This is a genomic window from Pseudomonas sp. URIL14HWK12:I6, from assembly GCF_000514195.1.
GTDB classification, from domain to species: domain Bacteria; phylum Pseudomonadota; class Gammaproteobacteria; order Pseudomonadales; family Pseudomonadaceae; genus Aquipseudomonas; species Aquipseudomonas putida_A.
Genome location: NZ_AZVL01000003.1, coordinates 385,060 through 408,452 on the forward strand (window position 1 = coordinate 385,060; position 23,393 = coordinate 408,452).

Annotated in this window: 19 protein-coding genes; 17 read left to right on the plus strand and 2 right to left on the minus strand. The window is 61.5% G+C overall.

Features of this window, described 5'->3' with window-relative positions:
* The first annotated feature begins 21 nt into the window (after positions 1–21).
* The 16 genes from H043_RS30630 to H043_RS0107765 all read left to right on the plus strand — a co-directional run bounded on the left by H043_RS30630 (position 22) and on the right by H043_RS0107765 (position 18,334).
* Entirely contained in the window at positions 22–147 is a 126-nt protein-coding gene (locus H043_RS30630) for a hypothetical protein (protein ID WP_256198919.1), read from the plus strand.
* On the plus strand, positions 144–3,083 hold the full coding sequence (gene glnE, locus H043_RS0107695) for a bifunctional [glutamate--ammonia ligase]-adenylyl-L-tyrosine phosphorylase/[glutamate--ammonia-ligase] adenylyltransferase (RefSeq protein WP_027611363.1): 2,940 nt from the start codon (positions 144–146) through the stop codon (positions 3,081–3,083). The genes H043_RS30630 and glnE overlap by 4 nt, the downstream gene beginning before the upstream one ends.
* A 308-nt stretch (positions 3,084–3,391) precedes the next feature.
* Entirely contained in the window at positions 3,392–4,426 is a 1,035-nt protein-coding gene (gene waaF, locus H043_RS0107700; RefSeq protein WP_027611364.1) for a lipopolysaccharide heptosyltransferase II, read from the plus strand.
* 1 nt (position 4,427) lies between these two features.
* Complete coding sequence (gene waaC / locus H043_RS0107705; protein WP_027611365.1) at positions 4,428–5,489, plus strand: lipopolysaccharide heptosyltransferase I; 1,062 nt, start codon at positions 4,428–4,430, stop codon at positions 5,487–5,489.
* A complete protein-coding gene (locus tag H043_RS0107710; RefSeq protein WP_027611366.1) occupies positions 5,489–6,610 on the plus strand; it encodes a glycosyltransferase family 4 protein in 1,122 nt (373 codons plus the stop codon). The genes waaC and H043_RS0107710 overlap by 1 nt, the downstream gene beginning before the upstream one ends.
* A complete protein-coding gene (rfaP, locus tag H043_RS0107715) occupies positions 6,611–7,417 on the plus strand; it encodes a lipopolysaccharide core heptose(I) kinase RfaP (protein WP_027611367.1) in 807 nt (268 codons plus the stop codon).
* On the plus strand, positions 7,417–8,151 hold the full coding sequence (locus H043_RS0107720) for a lipopolysaccharide kinase InaA family protein (protein ID WP_027611368.1): 735 nt from the start codon (positions 7,417–7,419) through the stop codon (positions 8,149–8,151). Before rfaP ends, H043_RS0107720 begins: the two co-directional genes overlap by 1 nt.
* Positions 8,148–8,900, plus strand: coding sequence for a lipopolysaccharide kinase InaA family protein (locus tag H043_RS0107725; RefSeq protein ID WP_027611369.1), 753 nt, complete (start codon positions 8,148–8,150; stop codon positions 8,898–8,900). The genes H043_RS0107720 and H043_RS0107725 overlap by 4 nt, the downstream gene beginning before the upstream one ends.
* Positions 8,900–10,351: a lipopolysaccharide kinase InaA family protein gene (locus H043_RS0107730; RefSeq protein WP_027611370.1), complete on the plus strand. Its 1,452-nt coding sequence runs from the start codon at positions 8,900–8,902 to the stop codon at positions 10,349–10,351. Before H043_RS0107725 ends, H043_RS0107730 begins: the two co-directional genes overlap by 1 nt.
* 213 nt (positions 10,352–10,564) lie before the next feature.
* Positions 10,565–10,900 carry a YceK/YidQ family lipoprotein gene (locus H043_RS0107735; protein ID WP_027611371.1) on the plus strand — a complete coding sequence of 112 codons (336 nt, stop codon included), beginning with the start codon at positions 10,565–10,567 and terminating at the stop codon, positions 10,898–10,900.
* Between the two features lie 171 nt (positions 10,901–11,071).
* The gene (locus H043_RS0107740; protein WP_007967355.1) at positions 11,072–12,829 is read left to right on the plus strand and encodes a carbamoyltransferase; all 1,758 of its coding nucleotides are present in this window, start codon (positions 11,072–11,074) and stop codon (positions 12,827–12,829) included.
* Positions 12,813–13,943: a glycosyltransferase gene (locus H043_RS0107745; protein ID WP_027611372.1), complete on the plus strand. Its 1,131-nt coding sequence runs from the start codon at positions 12,813–12,815 to the stop codon at positions 13,941–13,943. The genes H043_RS0107740 and H043_RS0107745 overlap by 17 nt, the downstream gene beginning before the upstream one ends.
* On the plus strand, positions 13,943–14,839 hold the full coding sequence (locus H043_RS0107750) for an antimicrobial resistance protein Mig-14 (protein ID WP_027611373.1): 897 nt from the start codon (positions 13,943–13,945) through the stop codon (positions 14,837–14,839). Before H043_RS0107745 ends, H043_RS0107750 begins: the two co-directional genes overlap by 1 nt.
* An 8-nt stretch (positions 14,840–14,847) precedes the next feature.
* Entirely contained in the window at positions 14,848–16,284 is a 1,437-nt protein-coding gene (locus H043_RS0107755) for a PIG-L family deacetylase (RefSeq protein ID WP_027611374.1), read from the plus strand.
* Positions 16,281–17,435, plus strand: a complete 1,155-nt coding sequence (locus tag H043_RS0107760) for a glycosyltransferase family 4 protein (protein ID WP_027611375.1) — start codon at positions 16,281–16,283, stop codon at positions 17,433–17,435. The genes H043_RS0107755 and H043_RS0107760 overlap by 4 nt, the downstream gene beginning before the upstream one ends.
* Before the next feature lie 14 nt (positions 17,436–17,449).
* A complete protein-coding gene (locus H043_RS0107765; protein ID WP_027611376.1) occupies positions 17,450–18,334 on the plus strand; it encodes a glycosyltransferase in 885 nt (294 codons plus the stop codon).
* An 18-nt stretch (positions 18,335–18,352) separates the two neighbouring features.
* Here H043_RS0107765 and H043_RS0107770 read toward each other — a convergent pair whose 3' ends face one another.
* Positions 18,353–19,570, minus strand: a complete 1,218-nt coding sequence (locus H043_RS0107770; RefSeq protein ID WP_027611377.1) for an acyltransferase — start codon at positions 19,568–19,570, stop codon at positions 18,353–18,355.
* Complete coding sequence (locus H043_RS0107775; RefSeq protein ID WP_027611378.1) at positions 19,570–21,432, minus strand: bifunctional O-antigen ligase/aminoglycoside phosphotransferase family protein; 1,863 nt, start codon at positions 21,430–21,432, stop codon at positions 19,570–19,572. The genes H043_RS0107770 and H043_RS0107775 overlap by 1 nt, the downstream gene beginning before the upstream one ends.
* A 153-nt stretch (positions 21,433–21,585) precedes the next feature.
* On the opposite strand from H043_RS0107775, the gene msbA reads away from it, so the two are divergent.
* Positions 21,586–23,388 (plus strand): lipid A export permease/ATP-binding protein MsbA, encoded by a 1,803-nt coding sequence (gene msbA, locus H043_RS0107780; protein WP_027611379.1) that lies wholly within the window; start codon positions 21,586–21,588, stop codon positions 23,386–23,388.
* The last annotated feature ends 5 nt before the right edge of the window (positions 23,389–23,393 follow it).

Below are 23,393 nucleotides of genomic sequence, written 5' to 3' on the forward strand. Positions count from 1 at the left end.
TCCGAAAAAGGTGAAAGTTTGATGCTGGATGCCAAAGAAGAAGAAATTTCAGCTATTTCTAACTTTTGTTCGACAGTCCTTCGCGTAGCGGGTTTTCATCAAACACTACAAGCGGCCATTTACACGCCGATCAAGGATAGACCATGACCCTGCCCGTGCTCGCTGAACTCCCCGCCATTCTCCTGCCGTTGGTCACTCGATCCGAGCAGTCGTTCCGTACGGCCGTCGCCGCGCTGGAAGACGATCACGGCTTCTCCAACTGGACCCCGGAACGCTGGGCGCAATTCGCCCGCGTCAGTGCCGCCAGCGATTTCGTTATTGAACAGAGCGTTCGTGACCCTTTGATGTTGTTGTCACTGGTGCAGTCCGGCGAACTCGACCGGCCGTTCGCACCGGGTGAATTGTGCGCGCAGATTGCCGCCGCCGTGAACACCGCGCAAAGCGAAGACGAACTCGGGCGCGTCCTGCGCCGCCAGCGCGCACGCCATCAAGTGCGGATCATCTGGCGTGACCTCAACCGCCAGGCCGATCTGGTGCAGACCTGCCGCGACCTGTCGGACATGGCCGACGCCACCATCGACCAGGCCTACCAATGGCTGTACAGCCGCCATTGCCAGCAGTTCGGTACGCCGACCGGCCGGCGCAGCGGGCTGCCGCAGCAGATGGTCATTCTCGGTATGGGCAAGCTTGGCGCGGTGGAGTTGAATCTGTCGTCGGACATCGACCTGATCTTTGCCTATCCCGAGGGCGGCGAAACCGTCGGCGTGAAACGCGCGCTGGATAATCAGGAATTCTTCATTCGTCTGGGTCAGCGCCTGATCAAGGCCCTCGACCCGATGACGGTCGACGGCTTCGTGTTCCGCGTCGACATGCGCCTGCGTCCGTACGGTTCATCCGGCGCGCTAGTGCTGAGCTTCAATGCGCTGGAACAGTATTACCAGGATCAGGGCCGCGACTGGGAACGCTACGCGATGATCAAGGCGCGGGTGGTGGCCGGTGATCAAGCGGCGGGCGCACAGTTGCTCTACATGCTGCGCCCGTTCGTTTACCGCCGTTACCTGGACTTCTCGGCGATCGAAGCGCTGCGCACCATGAAGCAGCTGATCCAGCAGGAAGTGCGGCGCAAGGGCATGGCCGACAACATCAAGCTCGGCTCCGGCGGGATCCGCGAAGTCGAGTTCATCGCCCAGGCCTTCCAGTTGATCCACGGCGGGCGCGACCTCAGCCTGCAACAGCGTCCTTTATTAAAGGTGCTGAGCACGCTGGAAGGACAGGGCTACCTGCCGCCGGCGGTGATCAGCGAGCTGCGCGAAGGTTACGAATTCCTGCGTTACACCGAACACGCGATCCAGGCGATTGCCGACCGCCAGACCCAGATGTTGCCGGACGGCGCTCAGGATCAGGCACGCATTGCGTTCATGCTCGGTTTCGCCGATTGGGACGCCTTCCACGAAAAACTGATGTTCTGGCGCGGCCGGGTGGCCTGGCACTTTGCGCAGGTGATCGCCGATCCCGATGAAGAAGAGGGCGCCGACTGCGAAGTGGTGGTGGGCGGTGAGTGGTTGCCGCTGTGGGAAGAGGCGCAGGATGAAGAGGCCGCTTGCCGGCAGCTCGAAGAGGGCGGCTTCGCCGATGCGACCAAGGCCCTGAAAGCGCTGGCGAGCCTGCGTGGCAGTCCGCAATTGCGCGCGATGCAGCGGCTGGGTCGCGAGCGTCTTGATGCGTTTATCCCGCGCCTGCTGGCCCAGGCGGTGGAGCATGACAACCCGGATCTGGTGCTGGAGCGGGTGCTACCGCTGGTCGAAGCGGTCGCCCGACGTTCGGCCTATCTGGTGTTGCTCACGGAAAACCCCGGTGCCCTGCGACGCTTGCTCACCCTGTGCGCGGCCAGTCCGTGGATCGCCGAGCAGATCACCCGTTTCCCGCTGCTACTCGATGAATTGCTCAACGAAGGCCGGCTGTTCAAGCCGCCCCTGGCGCCGGAACTGGCTGCCGAATTGCGCGAACGCCTGACGCGGATTCCCGAAGACGACCTCGAACAGCAGATGGAAGCCCTGCGTCACTTCAAACTGGCGCACCGCTTGCGCGTCGCTGCCTCGGAAATCGCCGGCAGCCTGCCGTTGATGAAAGTCAGCGATTACCTGACCTGGCTCGCCGAAGCGATTCTCGAGCAAGTGCTGGCGCTGGCCTGGCGCCAGACGGTGGCCAAGTACGGCACGCCGCTGCGCACCGATGGCAGTTTGTGCGATCCCGGCTTCATCATTGTCGGTTATGGCAAAGTCGGCGGGCTGGAACTGGGGCATGGTTCGGACCTGGACCTGGTGTTCATCCATGACGGCGATCCGCAGGCGGAAACCGACGGGCCGAAGCCGATCGATGGCGCGCAGTTCTTCACCCGGCTGGGGCAGCGGATCATTCACTTGCTGACGGCGCAGACCAACTCCGGCCAGCTGTATGAAGTGGACATGCGTTTGCGCCCGTCCGGCGCGTCGGGGCTGTTGGTCAGTTCGCTCGGGGCGTTTGAGCGCTATCAGGAAAATGAAGCCTGGACCTGGGAACATCAGGCCCTGGTGCGGGCGCGGGTGCTGGTCGGCAGTCAGGATGTCGGCCAGGCCTTCGAGAAAGTCCGCGCGCAGGTTTTGGGCAAGCCGCGGGATCTGGCCAAGCTGCAGCAGGAAGTCAGCGAGATGCGTGCCAAGATGCGCGATAACCTCGGCAGCAAGAGCACGGCGGCCGGTACCGCGGCAAATGCCTTCGAAGCCACGGCGCCGTTCGACCTCAAGCAGGACGCCGGAGGTATCGTCGATATTGAATTTATGGTGCAATACGCGGCCCTGGCGTGGTCGCACAGCCACCCGCCATTGCTGCGCTGGACCGATAACATTCGCATTCTGGAAGAGCTGGAACACGAAGGGCTGATGCCTGCCGAAGATGCCAGCCTGTTGCGCGAGGCCTATAAAGCCTACCGCTCCGCCGCCCACCGGCAAGCCTTGCAGAAGGACGCCGGGGTGATTGCAGGCGACCAGTTTGTCGAGGAGCGCCGGCAGGTATTGCGGATCTGGAAAGAGATGGGGCTAAGCTGAAGCGCGCCAGTGAAGGCAATGAGATTCAAAAGGTGGGAGCGAGCCTGCTCGCGAAGGCGGTCGGTCGGCCAGCATGGATGTTGAATGTGCTGGCCCCTTCGCGAGCAGGCTCGCTCCCACAGTGATCTGCGGTGAGTCGCAGATGTGTGAACAGAGGCAAAACCATGTGGGAGCGAGCCTGCTCGCGATAGCGGAGTGACAGTCGACAGTCATGTTGAAGGTAATGACCCATCGCAAGCAGCGCCGCTCCCTCAGTGATTCTCGAGGCGGGGAGGCATTGGCCTCCCCGGTTCGTTTATGGAAACCACATGAATATTCTGATCGTTGGGCCCAGTTGGGTCGGTGACATGGTGATGGCGCAGACACTGTTTCAGTGTCTCAAGCAGCGCCACCCGCAATGCGAAATCGACGTGCTGGCCCCCGAGTGGAGCCGGCCGATCCTTGAGCGCATGCCCGAGGTACGCAAGGCCTTGAGCTTTCCGCTCGGCCATGGCGCTCTGGAACTGGCGACGCGTCGACGAATCGGCAAGTCCCTGGCCGGCCAGTACGATCAGGCGATCCTGCTGCCGAACTCGCTGAAATCGGCGCTGGTGCCGTTTTTCGCCGGCATCAAGCAGCGTACCGGCTGGCGTGGCGAATTCCGCTACGGCCTGCTCAATGACGTGCGCACGCTGGATAAAGAACGTTATCCGCTGATGATCGAGCGCTTCATGGCGCTGGCTTACGAGCCGAACGCCGAGCTGCCGAAGCCTTATCCGCGTCCGAGCCTGCAAATCGATCCCGTGACCCGTGAAGCGGCGCTGGCGAAATTTGGCCTGACCCTCGACCGCCCGGTGTTGGCCCTGTGCCCCGGGGCCGAGTTCGGCGAATCCAAGCGCTGGCCGTCCGAGCATTACGCCAAGGTTGCCGAAGCGCGGATTCGCGAAGGCTGGCAGGTGTGGCTGTTCGGCTCGAAAAACGACCACGCGGTAGGCGAAGACATTCGCGCGCGGCTGATTCCCGGCCTGCGTGAAGAGTCGGTCAACCTCAGCGGCGGCACCTCGCTGGCCGAGGCCATTGACCTTATGTCCTGTGCCGACTCGGTGGTGTCCAACGACTCCGGCCTGATGCACGTTGCGGCGGCGCTGAACCGTCCGCTGGTGGCGGTCTATGGCTCGACTTCGCCGGGCTTCACTCCGCCGCTGGCCGAGCACGTCGAAATCGTTCGTTTGGGACTCGATTGCAGCCCGTGCTTCGACCGTACCTGCCGGTTCGGCCATTACAACTGCCTGCGCCAGCTGATGCCGGACGCGGTCAACGATGCCTTGCAGAAACTGCAGGGCTCCGTGGTCGAGGTTCATTAAGTTGCGGGTATTGCTGATCAAGACTTCATCGCTGGGCGACGTGATTCACGCGTTGCCGGCGCTGACCGACGCGGCCCGGGCCATCCCCGGGATCAAGTTCGACTGGGTGGTGGAAGAAGGCTTCGCCGAGATCCCGACCTGGCACCCGGCCGTCGGCAAGGTGATTCCGGTGGCGATCCGCCGCTGGCGCAAGAACCTCTGGCAGACGATCAAGAGCGGCGAGTGGAAGCGCTTCAAGCAAAGCGTGCGCGCCAGCCAATACGATCTGGTGATCGACGCTCAGGGCCTGCTGAAAAGCGCCTGGCTGACGCGCTACGTCAAAGCCCCGGTAGCCGGTCTCGACAAAGGCTCGGCGCGCGAGCCGATCGCTGCACGTTTCTATGACCGCAAACTGGCGGTGGCCCGTGGGCAGCATGCGGTCGAACGGGTGCGTCAGCTGTTCGCCATCGCCCTCGGTTATGACCTGCCCAAAGGGTTGGGCGACTACGGCCTCAACGTCGAGCGTCTGGTGGAATTGCCGCGCAAGAGCGCGTTCGTGGTGTTCCTGCACGGCACCACATGGGACACCAAGCACTGGCCGGAAGCCTACTGGCGCGAGCTGACAGAGCGCGTCGGCTATCTGGGCGTCGGGGTCAAACTGCCGTGGGGCAACCCGCTGGAGAAGGCCCGAGCCGAACGGATTGCCGCCGGTTTCAAACACGCCGAAGTGTTGCCGAAGCTGAATCTGGCCGGGGTCGGCAAAGTGCTGGCCGGCGCCCAGGCTTGCGTCGCGGTGGACACCGGCCTCGGCCATCTGGCGGCCGCGCTGGACGTGCCGACGATTTCCCTGTTCGGCCCGACCAACCCGGGCCTGACTGGCGCCTACGGCAAGGTGCAGATTCACATGGCCAGTGATTTCCCCTGCGCCCCTTGCCTGCAAAAGAAATGCACTTACCAACCGACCGCGCAGGATGCCCGTCAGTTTGACCTGAAACGCGAGCAGCCGCTGTGCTTCACGCGTGTGAATCCCGAGCGTGTCGCCAGCCGACTGAGCACGTTGTTAATGGCTGAGGAGCTGCGCTGATGCAATTGGCTTTTGTTCTGTACAAATATTTCCCGTTCGGTGGCTTGCAGCGCGACTTCATGCGCATCGCCCTCGAATGCCAGAAGCGCGGCCATCAGATCCGTGTCTATACGCTGATCTGGGAAGGCGACGTGCCGCCCGGTTTCGAAGTGCTGGTGGCGCCGGTCAAGGCGTTCTTCAATCATCGGCGCAACGAGAAACTCACGGCGTGGATGGAAGCGGATCTGGCCAAGCGTCCGGTGGACCGCTTGATCGGCTTCAACAAGATGCCGGGGCTGGACGTCTACTACGCCGCCGACGGCTGCTTCGAAGACAAGGCGCAGAACCTGCGCCATTCGCTGTACCGCCGCTGGGGCCGCTACCGCCACTTCGCCGAGTACGAGCGCGCGGTGTTCGCCAAAGACGCGAAAACCGAAGTGCTGATGATTTCCGAAGTGCAGCAGCCGCTGTTCATCAAGCACTACGACACGCCGCTGGAGCGCTTCCACCTGCTGCCGCCGGGTATCGCCCAGGATCGTCGCCGGCCGGCGGATGCCGACCAGATTCGCGCCGGTTTCCGCGCCGAATTCAGCCTCAAGGACGATGAATTGCTGCTGGTACAGATCGGCTCCGGGTTCAAGACCAAGGGCGTCGATCGCAGCCTCAAGGCACTGGCTGCACTGCCCGCCGAGCTGAAGAAACGCACCCGGCTGTTTGTAATCGGCCAGGATGACCCCAAATTGTTCCAGATGCAGAGTGCGACTTTGGGCCTGGGCGACAACGTGACCTTCCTCAAGGGTCGCAGCGATATCCCGCGCTTCCTGCTTGGCGCCGACCTGTTGATCCACCCGGCGTACAACGAAAACACCGGCACCGTATTGCTCGAAGCGCTGGTCGCCGGGTTGCCGGTGCTGGTCAGCGCGGTCTGCGGTTACGCCCATTACATCGCCGAGGCGGACGCCGGGCGAGTGCTGGACGAACCGTTCGATCAGGCGCAACTGGCGCAATACCTGACTGACATGTTGAATGACGACGCTGCACGCGCGGCCTGGAGCCGCAATGGTCTGGCTTTCGCCGAGACGGCCGACCTCTACAGCATGCCGCAGCACGCGGCCGATGTGATTCTGGCGGAGCACGCTTAAATGAAGTTGATGCTGGCTGAACCGTTCAAGAGCCTTTGGGCCGGGCGCGACCCGTTCGCCGAAGTCGAAGGCTTGCAGGGCGAAGTCTACCGCGAGCTGGAAGCTAGACGGACTCTGCGCACGGAAGTCGACGGCAACGGATTTTTCGTCAAGATCCACCGGGGCATCGGCTGGGGCGAGATCTTCAAGAACCTGCTGACCGCCAAGCTGCCGGTGCTTGGCGCAGGTCAGGAGTGGAAGGCAATCCAGCGTTTGCAGGAAGTCGGCGTGCCGACCATGACCGCCGTGGCTTACGGCGAGAAGGGCAGCAACCCGGCCGAGCAGCATTCGTTCATCGTCACCGAAGAGCTGGCGCCGACCATCAGCCTCGAAGATTTCAGCATCGATTGGGTCAAGAATCCGCCGCAGCCAAAACTCAAGCGCGCGCTGATCGCTGAAGTGGCACGCATGACCGGCATGATGCACCGCGCCGGGGTCAACCACCGCGACTGCTACATCTGCCACTTTCTGTTGCACACCGACAAACCGATCACCCCGGAAGATTTCAAGCTCTCGGTGATCGACCTGCACCGCGCCCAGACCCGCCCCCGTATTACTCAGCGCTGGCGCAACAAGGACCTGGCCGCGCTGTATTTCTCGGCGCTGGACATCGGCCTGACCCGACGCGACAAGCTGCGTTTCCTCAAAGGCTACTTCCAGCAGCCGCTACGGCAGATCCTCGCCGAAGAAGCGCCGTTGCTGAGCTGGCTCGAAGGCAAGGCCAACAAGCTTTATGCGCGCAAACAGCGTTACGGGGATGCGCTCTGATGGCGGGTTGGACGCTTGAATCGCAATACAGCGAGCTGGCCGAAGATTTCGGCAGCCTCGAAGCGGTGTTTGCCCTGCAGGGCGAACGTCTGACCCGTGATCCGCTGTCCGAAGTCATTCGCGTGCAGCGCAACGGCGTGAATTACTACGTCAAACGCTACGTCGGCGCCGGTAAAGGCTTGCGTCGTTACTTGGGCAAGCCCCGGGTGAAGATGGAGTGGCAGAACCTCAAACGCTTCGCCAAATGGGGCATTCCCACCGCCGAAGTGGTGGCCTGGGGCCTGGAGCGACGTGGCGCGGCCTATGCCCGTGGCGCCATGATCACCCGCGAGCTGCCGCGCACCGAAGACCTCTCGGCGCTGGCTGAACGCAACGATCCGAAACTCAAGGATCGTCTGTGGGTCGATGGCATCAGCCGCCAACTGGCCGGCTACACCAGAACCATGCACGACCACCGCTTTACCCATAACGATCTGAAGTGGCGCAATTTGCTGATCGACGATCAGGCGCAGCTGTTTCTGATCGACTGCCCGAATGGCGACTTCTGGCGCGGCTTTTGGCTCAAGTACCGGATCACCAAGGATCTGGCCTGTCTCGACAAGGTGGCCAAGTATCACCTGTCGAACACCCAGCGCCTGCGCTTCTACCTGCAATACCGCGGACGTGATCGGCTGAATGCCGCCGACAAGAAACGGATTCGCCACGTGGTGAGATTTTTCGAGGGACGCGAATGACTGATTTCCTGGCCGCTGAAGACCGGGCGCTGCTTGAGCGTCATGGCCTCGGCACTTTCGACGCGCTCTGGGCCAAACAGCTCGAAGCCGTGGACGAACCGAACACCGATGGCGGTGGCTGGAGCAGCGTGTTTCGCCTGGAGCTGGAAGGGCAGGCCTACTACCTCAAGCGCCAGAGCAACTACCTGACCCGCACCCTGCATGCGCCGTTCGGCGAGCCGAGTTTCGCTCGCGAGTTTCGCAACATCAGCCGCTACAACAAGTTGGGGATCCCGGCGCTGCAAGCGGCGTTCTTCGGTGAGCGCAAGGTCAAGGGCGAAGTCCAGGCGATCCTGCTGACCCGTGCCCTCGACGGCTGGGACGACCTTGATTCGCTGTTGCAACGCTGGTCCGACCTGACCGCCGCGCAGCAATCGGCCATTCTCCAGGCCTGTGGACAACTGGCGCGCCAGCTGCACGGCGTGCGTCAGGTACACGGCTGCTTTTATCCGAAACACATCTTTTTGCAGGCTGATGGCGACGCGTATAAGGCGCAGTTGATCGACCTGGAAAAGACCCGACCCCTGCTGTTCGGCATGCGCGACCGGGTCAAGGATCTGGAGCCGCTGCTGCGTCGTGCCCCGGAATGGAGCGAGGCGCAATTACGCGAATTGCTCGCGGCCTATCTCGATCAGCCAGTCGACAGTTCGCTGGTCGACAGCTGGGTGACGCGCCTGACTGCGCGGCGCAGTCGCAAGGAGACCCGTTGATGCGCTTGTCCGAACTGAAAAACGCCGGACGTGCGCCGAGTCTGCCGCTGACGATCAGCCTCGCTGATGCGGCCGGTCCTGCGGATCTGCAACTGCTGAGTCTGCTGCGGGTGCTGCCGGGGCAGCGCTATGTCGGTGCCGGGGTCTGGCGCGGGCGGCCGGTGCTGGCCAAATTACTGGTGGGCAGCAAAGCTGCGCGGCATTTTCAGCGCGAACTGGCGGGCGTCAAGTTGCTCGCCGAACAAGGTCTGACCACGCCGCTGTTGTTGGCCGATGGCCTGAAGGATGGCGAGGGCGGCTGGCTGCTGTTCGAGTTCCTCGAAGGTGCTGAAAGCCTTGGTGAGGCCTGGCAGAAAGTCGAATCGCTGCCAGTGCTGGCGGACGAACAATCGGCGGTACTCGCCGAGGCGCTGGGCGCTATCGGTCAACTGCATGGCAAAGGCCTGTGGCAGGAAGATCTGCACCTGGACAACCTGCTGCGTCAGGGCGGTCAGCTGTACCTGATCGATGGCGCCGGGATCTGCGCCGAGACAGCTGGCCAGCCGCTGTCGCGGCAGAAAGTGCTGGAAAACCTCGGGGTGTTTTTCGCCCAGTTGCCCAAGTCGCTGGAGCCGTTCACCGAAGAATTGCTGGTGTATTACCTGCTGAGCAACAGCGAGCACGCGTTGCCGCTGGAAGCCTTGCAGAAGCAGATCGCCAAGGTGCGCGCCTGGCGCCTGAAGGATTACCTGATCAAGGTGGGCCGCGAGTGCACGTTGTTCAGTGTGCAGCGCGGTGCGTTCGCCTTGCGGGCGATCCGTCGCGAGGAAGAAGCGGCGATGCTCCCGGTGCTGGATCAGGCCGATGCGCTGCTCAATCAGGGCCATCTGTACAAGACCGGCGGCGCGGCGAGCGTCGGCAAGGTCGAAGTGGCCGGGCGTACGCTGGTGATCAAGCGCTACAACATCAAAGGCTTTGCGCACTGGCTCAAGCGCTTCTGGCGCCCGAGCCGCGCGTGGCATTCGTGGCGTGAAGGCAATCGACTGGCGTTCCTCGGCATCGCCACGCCGAAACCGCTGGCGGTGCTGGAAAAGCGCTTTTTGTGGCTGCGCAGCCGTGCTTATCTGGTGACCGAGTTCCTGCCGGGGCCGGACATCATCGAGCGCTTTGCGCCGTATGTGGAAAGCGGTGCGGCGCCGGAATCCGAGTTGCAGGCGCTGGATCAACTGTTCGCACGATTGATTGCCGAGCGCATCAGCCATGGCGACTTCAAGGGGCATAACCTGTTCTGGCAGGAAGATCGCTGGGCACTGATCGATCTGGATTCGATGTGTCAGCACAGCTCTGTCGGAAGTTTCGCAGCGGCCTATGCGCGGGATCGGGCACGGTTCATGCGCAACTGGCCCGAGAGCAGCGCGCTGTATCAGGTGATCGATCAGCGGTTGCCCAAGGACATCTCCAGCGCGGCCTGAGCCGCCTTCGCCAGTAGGCTGGCTCCCACATGGGATAGCATTCCCCTGTAGGAGTGAGCCTGCTCGCAACAGGGCTTTAAAGCCCCAAAAAACTCCCGTTGAGCAATAGCGGACAAACTGCACTGACTTGTCCTACAGCTTCTCCAGAAGCCATGAACTTTGCCCGCTCCAGCCCCGATGCTAGCTTGCCCTGACCACTTCGGAGGGCAAGACTTGACCATCAAAAACGCTTTAACACTCAGCACCTGCGCATGGCTTTTATCCGGCTGCGGCACCGCCGCCTCGGTCCTGCAAATGGACGCTGACGTCGCCCGCGACATGCGCAAACAGAAAACCTACTGCCAATCGATTCCACGGATCTACAGCGGTCTGGCGTTCGACTTCTGTGTGCTCCACGCGCCCCCTGACCCCTCCGGCGTCCTGGTGCCATTCGTGTTGCTGGACCTGCCATTGTCCGGGGTGCTGGATACGGTGGTGTTGCCGTATACGATTTATCAACAGGTCGTGGATGGCAATATCGGCATCTATTGGCGCGCGGGCGGTTATTGAGTGTGAAAGCAAGGTTTCACCGGGCCGATTCACCTGGGGCAATTCGCACAGGGTCATTCCCGCCAGGTTTACGCTATAATCCCGCCCTTTAGCTGTCTCTCGCCCGGTGCGAGGGCACATCAATTTTCGAGGCGCATCGCGCCTGAATGCAGACTAAAGAGGCTAGACCCTGTGGCATTGACGATTCTTGGCCTGTCCGGCGCCCTTAGCCATGACCCTTCAGCCGCCTTGTACATCGACGGCAAGCTGGTGGCGGCGGCTGAAGAAGAGCGCTTCGTCCGCGATAAGCATGCAAAGAACCGCATGCCCTACGAATCGGCGAAGTTCTGCCTGGAACAGGCCGGTATCAAGCCGTCCGACGTTGACGTGGTGGCGATTCCGTTCGCCCCGATCAGCCTGTTCGGCAAGGCCCGCTGGCACTATGCCAAGCGTTACTGGTACGCACCGGATCGCGCCCTCGATGCGATCCTGATGGGCAACCGTCGCTACAAGCGCTATCGCAACAAGATCGTCTGGTGCCTGGAGCAACTGGGTTTTGATCCGAAGAAGATCAAGATCGAGCCGGTCGAGCACCACCTCGCTCACGCCTCCAGCGCCTACCACTGCTCGGGTTTCAAAGAGAAAACCGCGATCCTCGGCATCGACGGCAAGGGCGAGTACGCCACGACCTTCTTCGGTTATGGCGAAAACGGCAAGATCCACAAGATCAAGGAATTCTTCGATCCGGACTCCCTCGGCGGCCTGTACGGCGCGATCACCGAGTTCCTCGGTTTCGAGATGCTCGACGGCGAGTTCAAGGTCATGGGCATGGCGCCGTACGGCGACGCCAGCAAATATGACTTCTCGCGTCTGGCCTCGTTCGAGAACGGCGAACTGGTGATCAACACCGACTACGCCAACGTGATCGGCCTGCGTCGCTATAAAGAGAAGGGCAAAGGCTTCTACTTCTCGCCGAAGCTGATCGAGTGGCTGGGTCCGAAGCGTGAAGGCGATATCGCCGACGAACCGTACATCCACTACGCCGCCAGCATGCAAGCGCTGTTCGAGAAACTGGCGTTGCAGATGATCGATTACTACCTGGGCGATGTGCTCAAGGAAACCGGCAAGCTGGCCTTCGCCGGTGGCTGCGCGCTGAACGTCAAGCTGAACCAGAAAATCATCGCCCGCGATGACATCAAGGAACTGTTCGTCCAGCCTGCGTCCGGCGATGCCGGCACCGCGGTCGGCGCAGCAGCCTATGTGTCCCACGCCCGTGGCGTGCCGGTCGAGAAGATGGAACACGTCTACCTCGGCCCGTCGTACAGCAACGAAGACGTGATCGCCGCGTGCGCCCGTCACGAGAACAAGCCGACCTGGCGCAAGCTCGACAACATGCCGGAGCAGATCGCCAAAATCATGGTCGATGGCAACCCGGTGGCCTGGTTCCAGGGCCGTATGGAGTTCGGTCCGCGTGCACTGGGCGGTCGTTCGATCATCGGTTGCCCGAGCGTGGCCGGTGTGGCTGACCGGATCAACCACCAGATCAAGTTCCGCGAGCGCTGGAGGCCTTTCTGCCCGTCGATGCTCGACACCGTTGCACCGCAGATGATCAAGATCGATCACCCGGCGCCGTTCATGACCTTCACGTTCGAAGTGGCGGAAGAGTGGAAGACCCGCGTGCCGGAAGTTGTCCACGAAGACGGTACATCCCGTGCCCAGGTGCTGAAGCGCGAATACAACCCGCGCTACTACGACATGATGAAGGCGCTGGAAAACCTCACCGGCAACGGCGTGTCGCTGAACACCTCGCTGAACCGTCGTGGTGAACCGATGATCTGCTCGCCGACCGACGCCCTGAACATGTTCTTCGGCTCCGATCTGCAGTACCTGATCATGGAAGACATTCTGGTGGTCAAAGAGGGCGCAAACGCTTATGACTCGCTCGGCTGAACGCCATGTGCTGCAGTTCTGTCACGGCTATGACGGGCCGTTCCTCGACTGCGCACGGCAGTACGCCAGCCTGTTCGCGGGCACCGGTTATCGGGTGACCACGGTCTTTCTGACCGGGGCCGCCGATAGCGAGGTGGCCGCAGCGTGTGCTTCCGATGAAGTGTTGTTCATGGAATACAGCTCCAAGGCCATTCGTGGCCTGAAGCTGGGCGCTATCGGCGATCTGCGCAAGATCGCCGCTTCACGCAATTTCAGTTTCTGCATCGCCCATCGCTTCAAGCCGATCTACATCGCCTTGCTCGGCACGTCGCTGCCGGTGATTGGCGTGCACCACGCGTTTGACGATTACAAACGTGGCACGCGCAAGCTGTTCGCGCACATTTTCCGCAAGCGTTTGAGTCTGCTCGGCGTCTCCGATGCCGTGCGCGACGACATGCGGCGCTGCCTGCCGAAATGGCCGTCCACTCGCATCCAGACCTTGTACAACCGCATCGATGTGCCGGCCTTGCAGGCCAGTCAGGTGTCGGCCCGCGAGGCCCGCGAGACCCTGGGTCTGGCGGCGGATGCGTTCATTGTCGGCAACGTCGGACGGCTGCACCCGGACAAGGATCAGGCCACCTTGCTGCACGGTTTTGCCGCGGCGTTACCCGGTCTGCCGGGCAACAGTCAGCTGGTGATTCTCGGCAAGGGCCGTCTGGAACAGGATCTCAAGGAGCTGGCGCGCGAACTGGGCATCGGTGACCGGGTGCTGTTTCTCGGCCAGGTGCCGGACGCGCGCAATTACTTCCGCGCCTTCGATGTGTTTGCCCTGAGCTCCGATCACGAACCGTTCGGCATGGTGCTGCTCGAAGCCATGGCCGCTGGCGTGCCGTTGCTCGCCACGGCCTGTGGCGGGGCCAAGGAAGTGGTCGAAGGTGTGGGGATTCTGTTCCCGCTGGGCGATGCCGAACACCTTGCACAAGGCCTGCAACATTTGGCCGGTATGGATGATCAGCAACGCCGGCAGTGCGCCGAGCTGATGCTCGATCGCCTGCGTGAGCGTTTCTCCGACCGTGCGGTGCGCGACACCTTCTGGCGTCTGCCGCAAGTTACCGATCTGGCACCGAGGGGCTGATGCTCAACCGATTTCAAGGCTGGCGCGAACGTGGCTGGTCGCCCGTTGACGCCTCCACCTATGCCAGCGCCTGGCAGCGTTTTGGCGGCAGCGTCGCGACGCATCCTTTGGTAGTCGAACGTCTGGCTGATCTGGCCGGCATCCCGGTGCGCTATCTGGCCTGGGAGCAGGACGGTGAAGTCAAAGCGGCAATCCCGACCTGGGGCCGCGACTTGGCCCTGTCCAAGGACGTGCTTAAGCGCAACGGCAAGAAAGGCCTGTTCGACCTCGGCAATGCCGAGCTGATCCTGCCGGCCGCGGTCGATGCCCAGGCACCCCTGCGCCATCGCGCACGCTATCTGTCGGCGCTCAACGAAAACCGCTTCAGCGGCCTCAAGTTGCAGACCGAACAATTGGCCATGGCCCGCACCCCCGAAGAACTGTCGAAGAAGTTCCGCTACAACCAGCGCCGCGAACTGCGCCTGCTGGAGGAGGCGGGTGGCGTGGTGCGTCCGGTTGCCGAGTTCTCCAGTGCCGAACTGGCGGCGATCTACTGTGATCTGTTCCAGCGCCGCTGGGGCTTCCCGGCCACCGGCGCGGCGCGCATGGCCGAAGTCATCGAGCTGCTGCGCGAACTGCTGATTGGCTCGGTGATCTACCTCAATGATGCGCCGATCGCCATTCAACTGGTGTACCGCGTCGAAGCGCCGGAGTGGATCAGCGTCGAGTACATCAACGGCGGCGTCGATCCCGAAACTCGCGAGTTCAGCCCCGGCAGCGTGTTGAGCTTCCTCAATACGCAAAGCGCCTGGGAACACGCGCGCGCCCTGAACAAGCCGCTGCGGTTTTCCTTCGGTCGCGCCGACCGTGAATACAAGGATCGCTGGTGCAATCCTGTGCCGGTGTTCACCGTATGAGTCAGCCCATGAGCCGCAAACAGCAACTGCTCAAGCGTCATCGTCGCAATAAACGCATTACCTTGCTGATCGCCCTGAGCGTGTTGATCGCGCTCGGTGTGCTGGTCGCGTGGTGGTTGCCGCTGGTGCTCGCGGTGATTGGCTGGATCGCCCATGAAGCGTGGTTTGCCGATCATCTGTTCTATTCGCCGAAAGACGATTACCAATACAGCTTTCCGCCGTTCACGCCGCAGCCGAAGGTGCATTTGAGCGGCGAGCAATTGCGCCTGGATGAAGGCGTGATGCTGGTCGACGAAGCGACGTTGATCCTCGCGGTAAAGGTTAAAAGCACCTGGCTGGGACGGTTCTTTGATCCGCGCGTCGAACTGTTCGGCGGGACGCATCCTGATGCACAAACCTTCGAGCGCGGGGTCAATGGCCTGCGTTACCTGAACCTCAGCGGTCAGGCGCAAGCTCTGGCGCAAGGCCAGTTGCGCTTGCGCGGGCGCTTCTGCCGGGTCTCCGGCGAGCCGGTGCTGTGGGCACTGGAGCAACCGGACTATCGCCGTCAGCGGGTGATGGTGATCGCCCCGCACGCCGACGATGCCGAGCTGGCCGCCTATGGCTTGTACAGCCAGGCCGACGAAGCCTGGATCGTCACCCTGACCGCGGGTGAGATCGAAGCCGAACATTATCAGCAGATGGGCATGAGCAAGGTCGAGGCCGCGCGGCTCAAGGGCCGTCTGCGTGCCTGGGACAGCCTCGCCGTGCCGCGTTGGGCCGGTGTGCCGCAGGAACACTGCGTGCAACTCGGTTACTTTTGCCTGCAACTGGCGGCGATGCAGGCTGCGCCGAATCAGGCGGTGGGCTCGCGCGAAGCCGACCTGAACGACACGCGCCTGTTTCGTCAGTTGAATCCGTTCACTCTGCCGGGCGATGCCGACGGCGCGCCGACCTGGAACAACCTGCTGGCCGACTTGCGTGAAGTGCTGTTGCGCGCGCGTCCTGACGTGATCGTGCTGCCGCATCCGACCCTCGATCCGCACCCTGACCATATCTGCGCCCAGCAAGCGGTTTTGCAGGCGCTCCAAGGCCTCGACTGGCAGCCGACGCTGCTCGGTTACGCCAACCACTTGCACGACAACGACCGCTGGCCGATGGGCAACACCGGGCAGGGCATTGCCTTGCCACCGGCCTTCGATGCGGCGGTGCCGATGCAGCCGTTGTGCCTGCCACTGTCCATCGAGCTGCAACGGGACAAGGCCATGGCGCTGGGCATGATGCATGACCTGCAGCCGCCGGCTCCTTTCAAGCGTCGCCTGCGCCGGGTTATCCAGCGTGTGCTCGCCGGGCGGGCTGGGTCGGTGTACGGCGAAAACGAATTTTTTCGAAAAGCAGTCAGGCGCCAGGAGTTGTTCTGGCTACTGAAGCACGGTGAGACAGGCGTCCAGCGGGGAGAGTCATGAGTCAACGGTTCAAGGTGTTGCAGCTGCAACCCGACTACAACGTCAAAGCCCATGACTTTGCCGACCTCGCCGAGCAGATCGTCAAGGCGCTGCCGAGCGATCGCTATGAGATCACCGCGGCTTTCCTGCGCGGCAAACCGGGGCCGGGCGAGCCGGTAAGCCGGGCCGACCATTCGGTGTACTTCGAGTTTTCCGACAAGTCGCTCAAGGGCATGCGCCTGCGGGCGATGTGGCAGTTGTACAAGTTCTGCCGCCGGGAAAAGTTCGACGTGGTGATCTGCAACCGCTTCAAACCGGTGAACATGATGCTGGCGCTCAACCGCTGGTTGAAGGTGCCGCTCTGCATTGGCATCTCCCACGGTTTCGGCGAGTATGATCGCTTTTACCGGCGTCGTCAGACCCAGCGTCTGATCGATCGGCACTGGCGCTTCGTTGGCGTGTCGCCAGCGGTCAAACAGTACCTGCTCGATTGCGATTGCGGCTTTACCGACCAGAACACCTACGCCATCACCAATGCCATCGACATCGTGCAGGCCGAGGGCCTGCAGCACAGCCGCGAAACAGCTCGCGAGCTGTTGGGCCTCGACCCGAATGTGCGCTTGATTGGCGCACTGGGGCGGCTGGTGTCGGTCAAGGGCCACACCTATCTGCTGCAAGCCTTTGCCGCGCTGAAGGACAAATACCCGAACACCCAGTTGGCGATCATCGGTGCCGGACGCCTGCAAGCGCCGTTGGCTGCCGAAATCGAGCAGTTGGGCCTGAGCGGCCGTGCGCACTTGCTCGGCTTCAAGGAAAACGCTCTGCAATACGTGCGTGCGTTCGACATCTGGACCATGCCGTCGCTGGCCGAAGGCCTGGGCCTGGCCTTGCTCGAAGGCATGAGCGGACACCTTCCGGTGATTGCCTCGAACGTGCCGGCGATGTTGCCGCTGATCGAAGGTGCCGGTGGTTTGGCGATCACGCCCAAGGACGTGCCGAGTCTGGTCGCCGCGCTGGATCACTATCTGGCGCTGTCGGACGACGAGCTCAAGGCCAAGGGCGAACAGGCCTACCGTTATCTGCAGGAACAACACGACATCGAGGTGTTCCGTCAGGAATACCTGGACCTGATCGATTCCGGCCTGGAGCAGGCCCGCAAGGAGCAGCCGTGAGCGAAGAAAGAGTCATGAGCGAAGCCAACGCCCTCGTCACCGTGATCATCGCCTCGTACAACCACGGCCCGTACATTGAGGAAAGCATCCTCAGTGTCCTCAACCAGAGCTACAAGAACATCGAGCTATTGGTGGTCGACGACGGTTCGAAGGACGACAGCGTCGAGCGCATCAGCGCGTTGCAGGCGCAGTACGGCTTCGATTTCCGTGTGCAGCAGAATCAGGGCCTGACCAATACCCTCAACGGCGCTATCGCCCGTTCGAAGGGCAGCCTGATTGTGCCGTTCGGCTCCGACGACATCATGTACCCCGAACGTATTGCCACCCAGGTGGCGTACATGGACGGCAAGCCTGAAGTCGGAATCTGTGCCGGCAATATCGAGCTGATGCACGCCGACGGCAGCCTGTATCCAGAGAAGCGTCAGCGCCGCGACGTGCCGTTTCGCCGCCTCGATTTCGACGACATGTTTCTTGAACGCAAGCCGTATCCGCCAGCGCCGACGCTGATGATCCGTCGCGAGGCGCTGGAAAAGGTGGGAGGGTTCGATCCGACGATTCGTCTTGAAGACCTGTACATCGAGCTCAAGGTGACCCGTGCTGGCTACTTCATCGACGGTTTGAACGTGGTGATGGCGCGCTACCGCAAGCACGCCACCAACTCGTACAAGAATCATCGCTTCATGATCGAGAACATCCTGCGCACCTATGCGCTATTCAGCGATCATCCGCTGTACGACGAAGTGCGCTTCAAGGCGCTAAACTCGATGTTCCTCAAGACCGCCAACCGCAATCGCAAACTGGCACGCGAGCTGCTGGCGCAGATCCCGTTCAAGGCCTGGAACAAGAAGACCTGGCGCGGCTTGGGGCGCCTGCTCTTTTCCCCGCTGGAAAAGGACTGAGGCAGCGGTCGCTCGCGCTCAGCGGGCGACCTTCTCCGGCAAGCGCTTTTCGCCCTTCTGACGCTGGCGCAGCCAATGCACAACCTTCTTGCCGGCAGCCATGCCCGGCTGCTCGATATAGAGGAACGTCGCGCTGCTGATCAGAATCAGCAAGCACGTGCAGACGGCCACCAAGGGCAGGTACACCGCCGTTTCCCGCGCATCGATATTCAGCAGCAGCGGCAGCCGTTGCACCATCAGCCACAGCACGAACCCGTGCAGCAGATAGGTGCTGTAGCTGATTTCGCCTAGCCAGCGAATGCTGCGTGGTTTCAGCGCGCCGAACAGATTATTGCCGGACGCGACGATCACGAAAAACAGTCCCAGCAGAAACAGCGGTGCAGTCTTGAACGCCCGACTGAACGCGGTGAACGCAATCACCAGCGCGAGCACGGCGATGATGCTCGCCAGGCGTGACTGGCTCCACGCCACGAGCGCCGGCCGGCGAATCCAGTAGGCGGCGGCGATGCCACCGAGGAAGCTCGCCAGAAAGTGTTTCTTCAGCGAATGTTCCCAGCCGATGACCTGGTACAGCGTGTAGATGCCGATCAGGCACAGCACCACCTGCAACCAGCTGCCGCGGTAGATGAACACCAGCCCGGCCAATGGCAGCGCCATGTAGAAAAACACCTCATAGGCCAGCGTCCAGGTGACGTTGGATATCAGCATGCCGGAGTGGCGGTACTGGTTGATGTCCGGGCGGTCGAACGTCAGCCAGGCGAGGATCTGTTTGAACAGCTCCAGGCCAGGCTCCTTCATTTGCCAGCCCTGCAAGTGGAAGATCGAGACGAACACCAGCAGCATCAGTGGCAGATAAAGCGGATACAAGCGAAATACCCGTGACACGCCGAAGGCCAGCCAGTCATGGTTGCGTCCCTGCGCGAGCAGGCGGCTCCAGAACAGAAAACCGGTGATCATGAAGAACAGCGCGACGCTGCCCTGACCGAGCATCGAATAGAAGTTGCTCGGCGGAAAGTCGATCACCCCGGTGCGCAAGAAGATCCAGGTAATGACCGAGTGGTGCACGAACACACCAAACGCCAGATAGCCACGCAGGCCGTCGATGCTGGCATATCGACTTTCGCCGGAATGCTGCAGGTGCCGAGCGATTTTCGGCACCGCACGCAACAGCAGGGCGGAAGTGACGATGGCCAGCAGATAGGCTGCCAGCGCGATAAGCGGATTGGTTTCGATCATCAATGAACCCGAGCCGGGGTGTTGCCGGCCAGCACTTGCCTGTGCAGATTTTCAACCGCGGATTTAGACGCCGTCATGGCGTACCCCTGGAGCAACGCATCGAGGTGATCCTCGAACAACCAGCGTTTGTCGACAGTGTAACGTTGCATATGACGCAAATTGCGTTGGCGCAGGGAAAGACTGAGCGGAGTAGGGTAGATGCGCAGGTCGGCCAGATCGATCAGGCCGAACTCGCCGTCTTCCAGTACCAGTACGTTGCCCAGGTGCAGCGAGCGGAAATAAACGCCTTTCTCGTGCAGTTGCGCCATGAATTTGCCAAAGCGCTCCACCAGCGCCTGGCGCACCGCTGGAGCGGTAATGCTCTGCAGCACCTGACGCAGCGTGTGCCCCGGCAACGGCGCGTAATGCACAGCGCTGCTGCCATCGTCGAGACGGTACAGATTCAATATTTGCGGGGTCGGGATGCCCATCTGACGAAGTTGTTCGCTGTTGACCGCGAAACGTTCGGAGTAGGGATTGAAGCTGCCGGAGGTGTACCAGCGGCGACGGCGGAACAGCTTGAGGAAACTGCCGTCGGTCAGGCGCAGGACTTTCGGGCCGAGGCCATCTTCTTCAATGATCTGGGCCGTGCTGCTCATGTGCTCCAGGTCAGCGGTCGCAAGCTTTTGCACCGGCTGGGTCAACAGGCGCCGCGCGCGTTGATTGATGCTCAACGCTGCGATCAGTGCCAGCGGGATCCACAACAGGAACCAGTGTTCCTTGGGCCGCGAAATGATCCCGCCGCCTTCGGTCAGCCCGGCGCCGATACCGAATACCAGCCAGGTCGAGGCTATGATCAGCAGTGGCTGCACGCGCTGGCGCCAACTGCTCAGCAGGCCCCACAGCAGGAAGAACAGCCAGGGCAGCAAGCCGATGATGCCGACGTAATACAGCACACCCAGGATAAAGCTGTGCGGCTCCTGAAAGCTGATGCCGTTACCGGGGTCTACGGCAAGGCTGGCGCTGTAGCCATGACCGATCCATGGATGATCGGCAATCATGTGCAGTACCTTCTGCCAGATTTCCAGACGATAGGAGTCGCCACGTTCGGTGATCATCTGCGAAAACTGCGTAATGACTGCTACGCCGCTCAGGACCAGCGCGATCAGTAACCCCACCGAGCGTCTGTTCCAGCAGATGAAGCACAGCCACAGCGCCGCCATGGTCAGTGCCACCAACGGCGTCCGGGAACCGGTGCCGATCACCGCCATGAACATGATTGCCATCGCCGGCAAGCTGAGCCACATCATCTGGCGACGTTTGCAGGTCATGGTCACGCTCAGCCAGTAGGCACTGAAGAAGCCGAACAGGTGCGAGCTGAGCAACGGGTTATCGAAGGCACCTCCGCCGATCAGGCGCATGCCCGGCTCATAAACCCGGGCGAACATGAACAGGAAAATGGTCGTGGCAATCAGCGCGACCAACGCGGCGCCGAACAGCAAGGGTTGCAGGATGTCGCTGCGGTAGCGCACCAGCAGGTAGCAGCCGGCAAACAGCAGCAAGGTATGCAGTGGCGGCTTGAACATTCCGCCGAGCGGCTCCCCGCCCGGCCCCCAGGCGAGGCTGAGCAACGCCCAGGCGGCGAACAGCAGAGCCGCGATGAAAATCGGCTCGCGCAGCAGCTCCTTGAGTTCGCGCGGGCGCAGGCACAGCGCGATCAGTGTCGGAATGCTGAACAGGCCATAGAACAACTTGTGATGCAGACTTCGACCCGGCAAGAAGAACAGCGCGCACAGGAGCAGGAAATAACCGGTGGGAAGAATCCACAGGCTAATGAAATCGAAAATCCGATTGGACGTACTGCTGAAGCCGCGAAGTTGCATGCTGTGAGATTCATTCCTGAGGTTGATCGACCATTCGAGTGATGGCTATTTGATGCAGAAGAGGTGCATAACAATAACAGCCTTTCGCCGATTGCCAGAACCCTGAAGAAGCTGTGCTAAAGTCAGCGTCCTTTTTATCGACTTTCGCGTGATATGACCGATTCCAGTCCCGCCGCAAGCCCATCGAGCTTGAAAATCTACTTCCGCCTGCTCGGCTATGTCCGGCCGTACATCAGTCTGTTCCTGATCAGCATCGTCGGCTTTCTGATTTTCGCCTCGACGCAACCGATGCTTGGCTACATCCTCAAGTACTTTGTCGATGGCCTGTCCAACCCTGAAGCGGTGCTGTTTCCCTCCGTGCCCTACCTGCGTGACCTGCAACTGTTGCAGGCCGTACCGCTGCTGATCATCCTGATCGCCGCGTGGCAGGGGCTGGGCTCCTATCTGGGCAACTATTTCCTGGCCAAGGTTTCCCTGGGGCTGGTGCATGACTTGCGTGTGCAGTTGTTCAACAACCTGTTGGTGCTGCCTAACCGCTATTTCGACAAGCATAACTCCGGTCATCTGATTTCGCGTATCACCTTCAACGTGACGATGGTCACGGGGGCGGCAACAGATGCGATCAAGGTCGTAATCCGTGAAGGCATGACGGTGATCTTCCTGTTTGCCTCGCTGTTGTTCATGAACTGGAAGCTGACGCTGGTGATGGTGGCGATCCTGCCGCTGATCGCCGTAATGGTGCGCACCGCCAGCAAAAAATTCCGCAAGCAGAGCAAGAAGATCCAGCTGGCGATGGGCGATGTCACGCATGTGGCCTCGGAAACCATCCAGGGTTATCGCGTGGTTCGCAGCTTCGGCGGCGAGGCCTATGAAGAAAAGCGCTTCCTCGATGCCAGCCAGGGCAACACCGACAAGCAACTGCGCATGACCCGTACCGGCGCGATCTACACGCCGATGCTGCAACTGGTGATCTACACCGCCATGGCCGTGCTGATGTTCCTGGTGCTGTACCTGCGCGGTGACGCCTCGGCCGGTGACATGGTCGCCTACATCACGCTGGCGGGCCTGTTGCCCAAGCCGATCCGTCAATTGTCCGAAGTCAGCTCGACCATTCAGAAAGGCGTGGCCGGTGCCGAGAGCATTTTCGAGCAACTGGACGTCGAGCCGGAAGTCGATACCGGCACCGTCGAGCGCGATGCGGTGAGTGGCCGTCTGGACGTGCGCAACCTCAGCTTCACCTACCCTGGCACCGAACGCCAGGTGCTGGACGACATCAGTTTCTCGGTCCAGCCAGGGCAGATGGTCGCACTGGTCGGGCGTTCGGGCAGCGGCAAGTCGACGCTGGCCAACCTGATTCCGCGTTTCTATCACCACGACAAGGGCGAAATCCTCATCGACGATGTGGAAGTCGAACAGTACAAACTGCTCAACCTGCGTCGTCACATCGCTCAGGTGACTCAGCACGTCACTCTGTTCAGCGACACCGTTGCCAACAACATCGCTTATGGCGATCTGGCCGGTGCGCCGCGTGAAGACATTGAAAAAGCCGCGCGTGATGCCTACGCGATGGACTTCATTTCGCAGTTGCCGCAAGGCCTGGACACTCAGGTCGGCGAGAACGGCGTCTTGCTTTCCGGTGGCCAGCGCCAGCGTCTGGCGATTGCCCGTGCGTTGCTGAAGAACGCGCCGCTGCTGATTCTCGACGAGGCCACCTCGGCACTCGACACCGAGTCCGAACGGCACATTCAGGCGGCACTGGATCAGGTGATGAAGGGGCGTACCACGCTGGTAATCGCTCACCGTCTGTCGACCATCGAGAAGGCCGACCTGATTCTGGTCATGGATCAGGGGCGCATCGTCGAGCGCGGCACCCACGACCAGTTGCTGGCGCAAAATGGTTACTACGCGCGCCTCAACGCCATGGGCCTCGATGCCCCGGCCGAAGATATCGCCTGACTCCA

Bases quoted from the DNA above. Each gene is read 5' to 3' on its own strand.
- H043_RS30630 (WP_256198919.1), top strand. From the start codon at position 22: ATGCTGGATGCCAAAGAAGAAGAAATTTCAGCTATTTCTAACTTTTGT.
- glnE (WP_027611363.1), top strand. From the start codon at position 144: ATGACCCTGCCCGTGCTCGCTGAACTCCCCGCCATTCTCCTGCCGTTG.
- waaF (WP_027611364.1), top strand. From the start codon at position 3,392: ATGAATATTCTGATCGTTGGGCCCAGTTGGGTCGGTGACATGGTGATG.
- H043_RS0107710 (WP_027611366.1), top strand. From the start codon at position 5,489: ATGCAATTGGCTTTTGTTCTGTACAAATATTTCCCGTTCGGTGGCTTG.
- rfaP (WP_027611367.1), top strand. From the start codon at position 6,611: ATGAAGTTGATGCTGGCTGAACCGTTCAAGAGCCTTTGGGCCGGGCGC.
- H043_RS0107720 (WP_027611368.1), top strand. From the start codon at position 7,417: ATGGCGGGTTGGACGCTTGAATCGCAATACAGCGAGCTGGCCGAAGAT.
- H043_RS0107725 (WP_027611369.1), top strand. From the start codon at position 8,148: ATGACTGATTTCCTGGCCGCTGAAGACCGGGCGCTGCTTGAGCGTCAT.
- H043_RS0107730 (WP_027611370.1), top strand. From the start codon at position 8,900: ATGCGCTTGTCCGAACTGAAAAACGCCGGACGTGCGCCGAGTCTGCCG.
- H043_RS0107745 (WP_027611372.1), top strand. From the start codon at position 12,813: ATGACTCGCTCGGCTGAACGCCATGTGCTGCAGTTCTGTCACGGCTAT.
- H043_RS0107750 (WP_027611373.1), top strand. From the start codon at position 13,943: ATGCTCAACCGATTTCAAGGCTGGCGCGAACGTGGCTGGTCGCCCGTT.
- H043_RS0107755 (WP_027611374.1), top strand. From the start codon at position 14,848: ATGAGCCGCAAACAGCAACTGCTCAAGCGTCATCGTCGCAATAAACGC.
- H043_RS0107760 (WP_027611375.1), top strand. From the start codon at position 16,281: ATGAGTCAACGGTTCAAGGTGTTGCAGCTGCAACCCGACTACAACGTC.
- H043_RS0107765 (WP_027611376.1), top strand. From the start codon at position 17,450: ATGAGCGAAGCCAACGCCCTCGTCACCGTGATCATCGCCTCGTACAAC.
- H043_RS0107770 (WP_027611377.1), bottom strand. From the start codon at position 19,570: ATGATCGAAACCAATCCGCTTATCGCGCTGGCAGCCTATCTGCTGGCC.
- H043_RS0107775 (WP_027611378.1), bottom strand. From the start codon at position 21,432: ATGCAACTTCGCGGCTTCAGCAGTACGTCCAATCGGATTTTCGATTTC.
- msbA (WP_027611379.1), top strand. From the start codon at position 21,586: ATGACCGATTCCAGTCCCGCCGCAAGCCCATCGAGCTTGAAAATCTAC.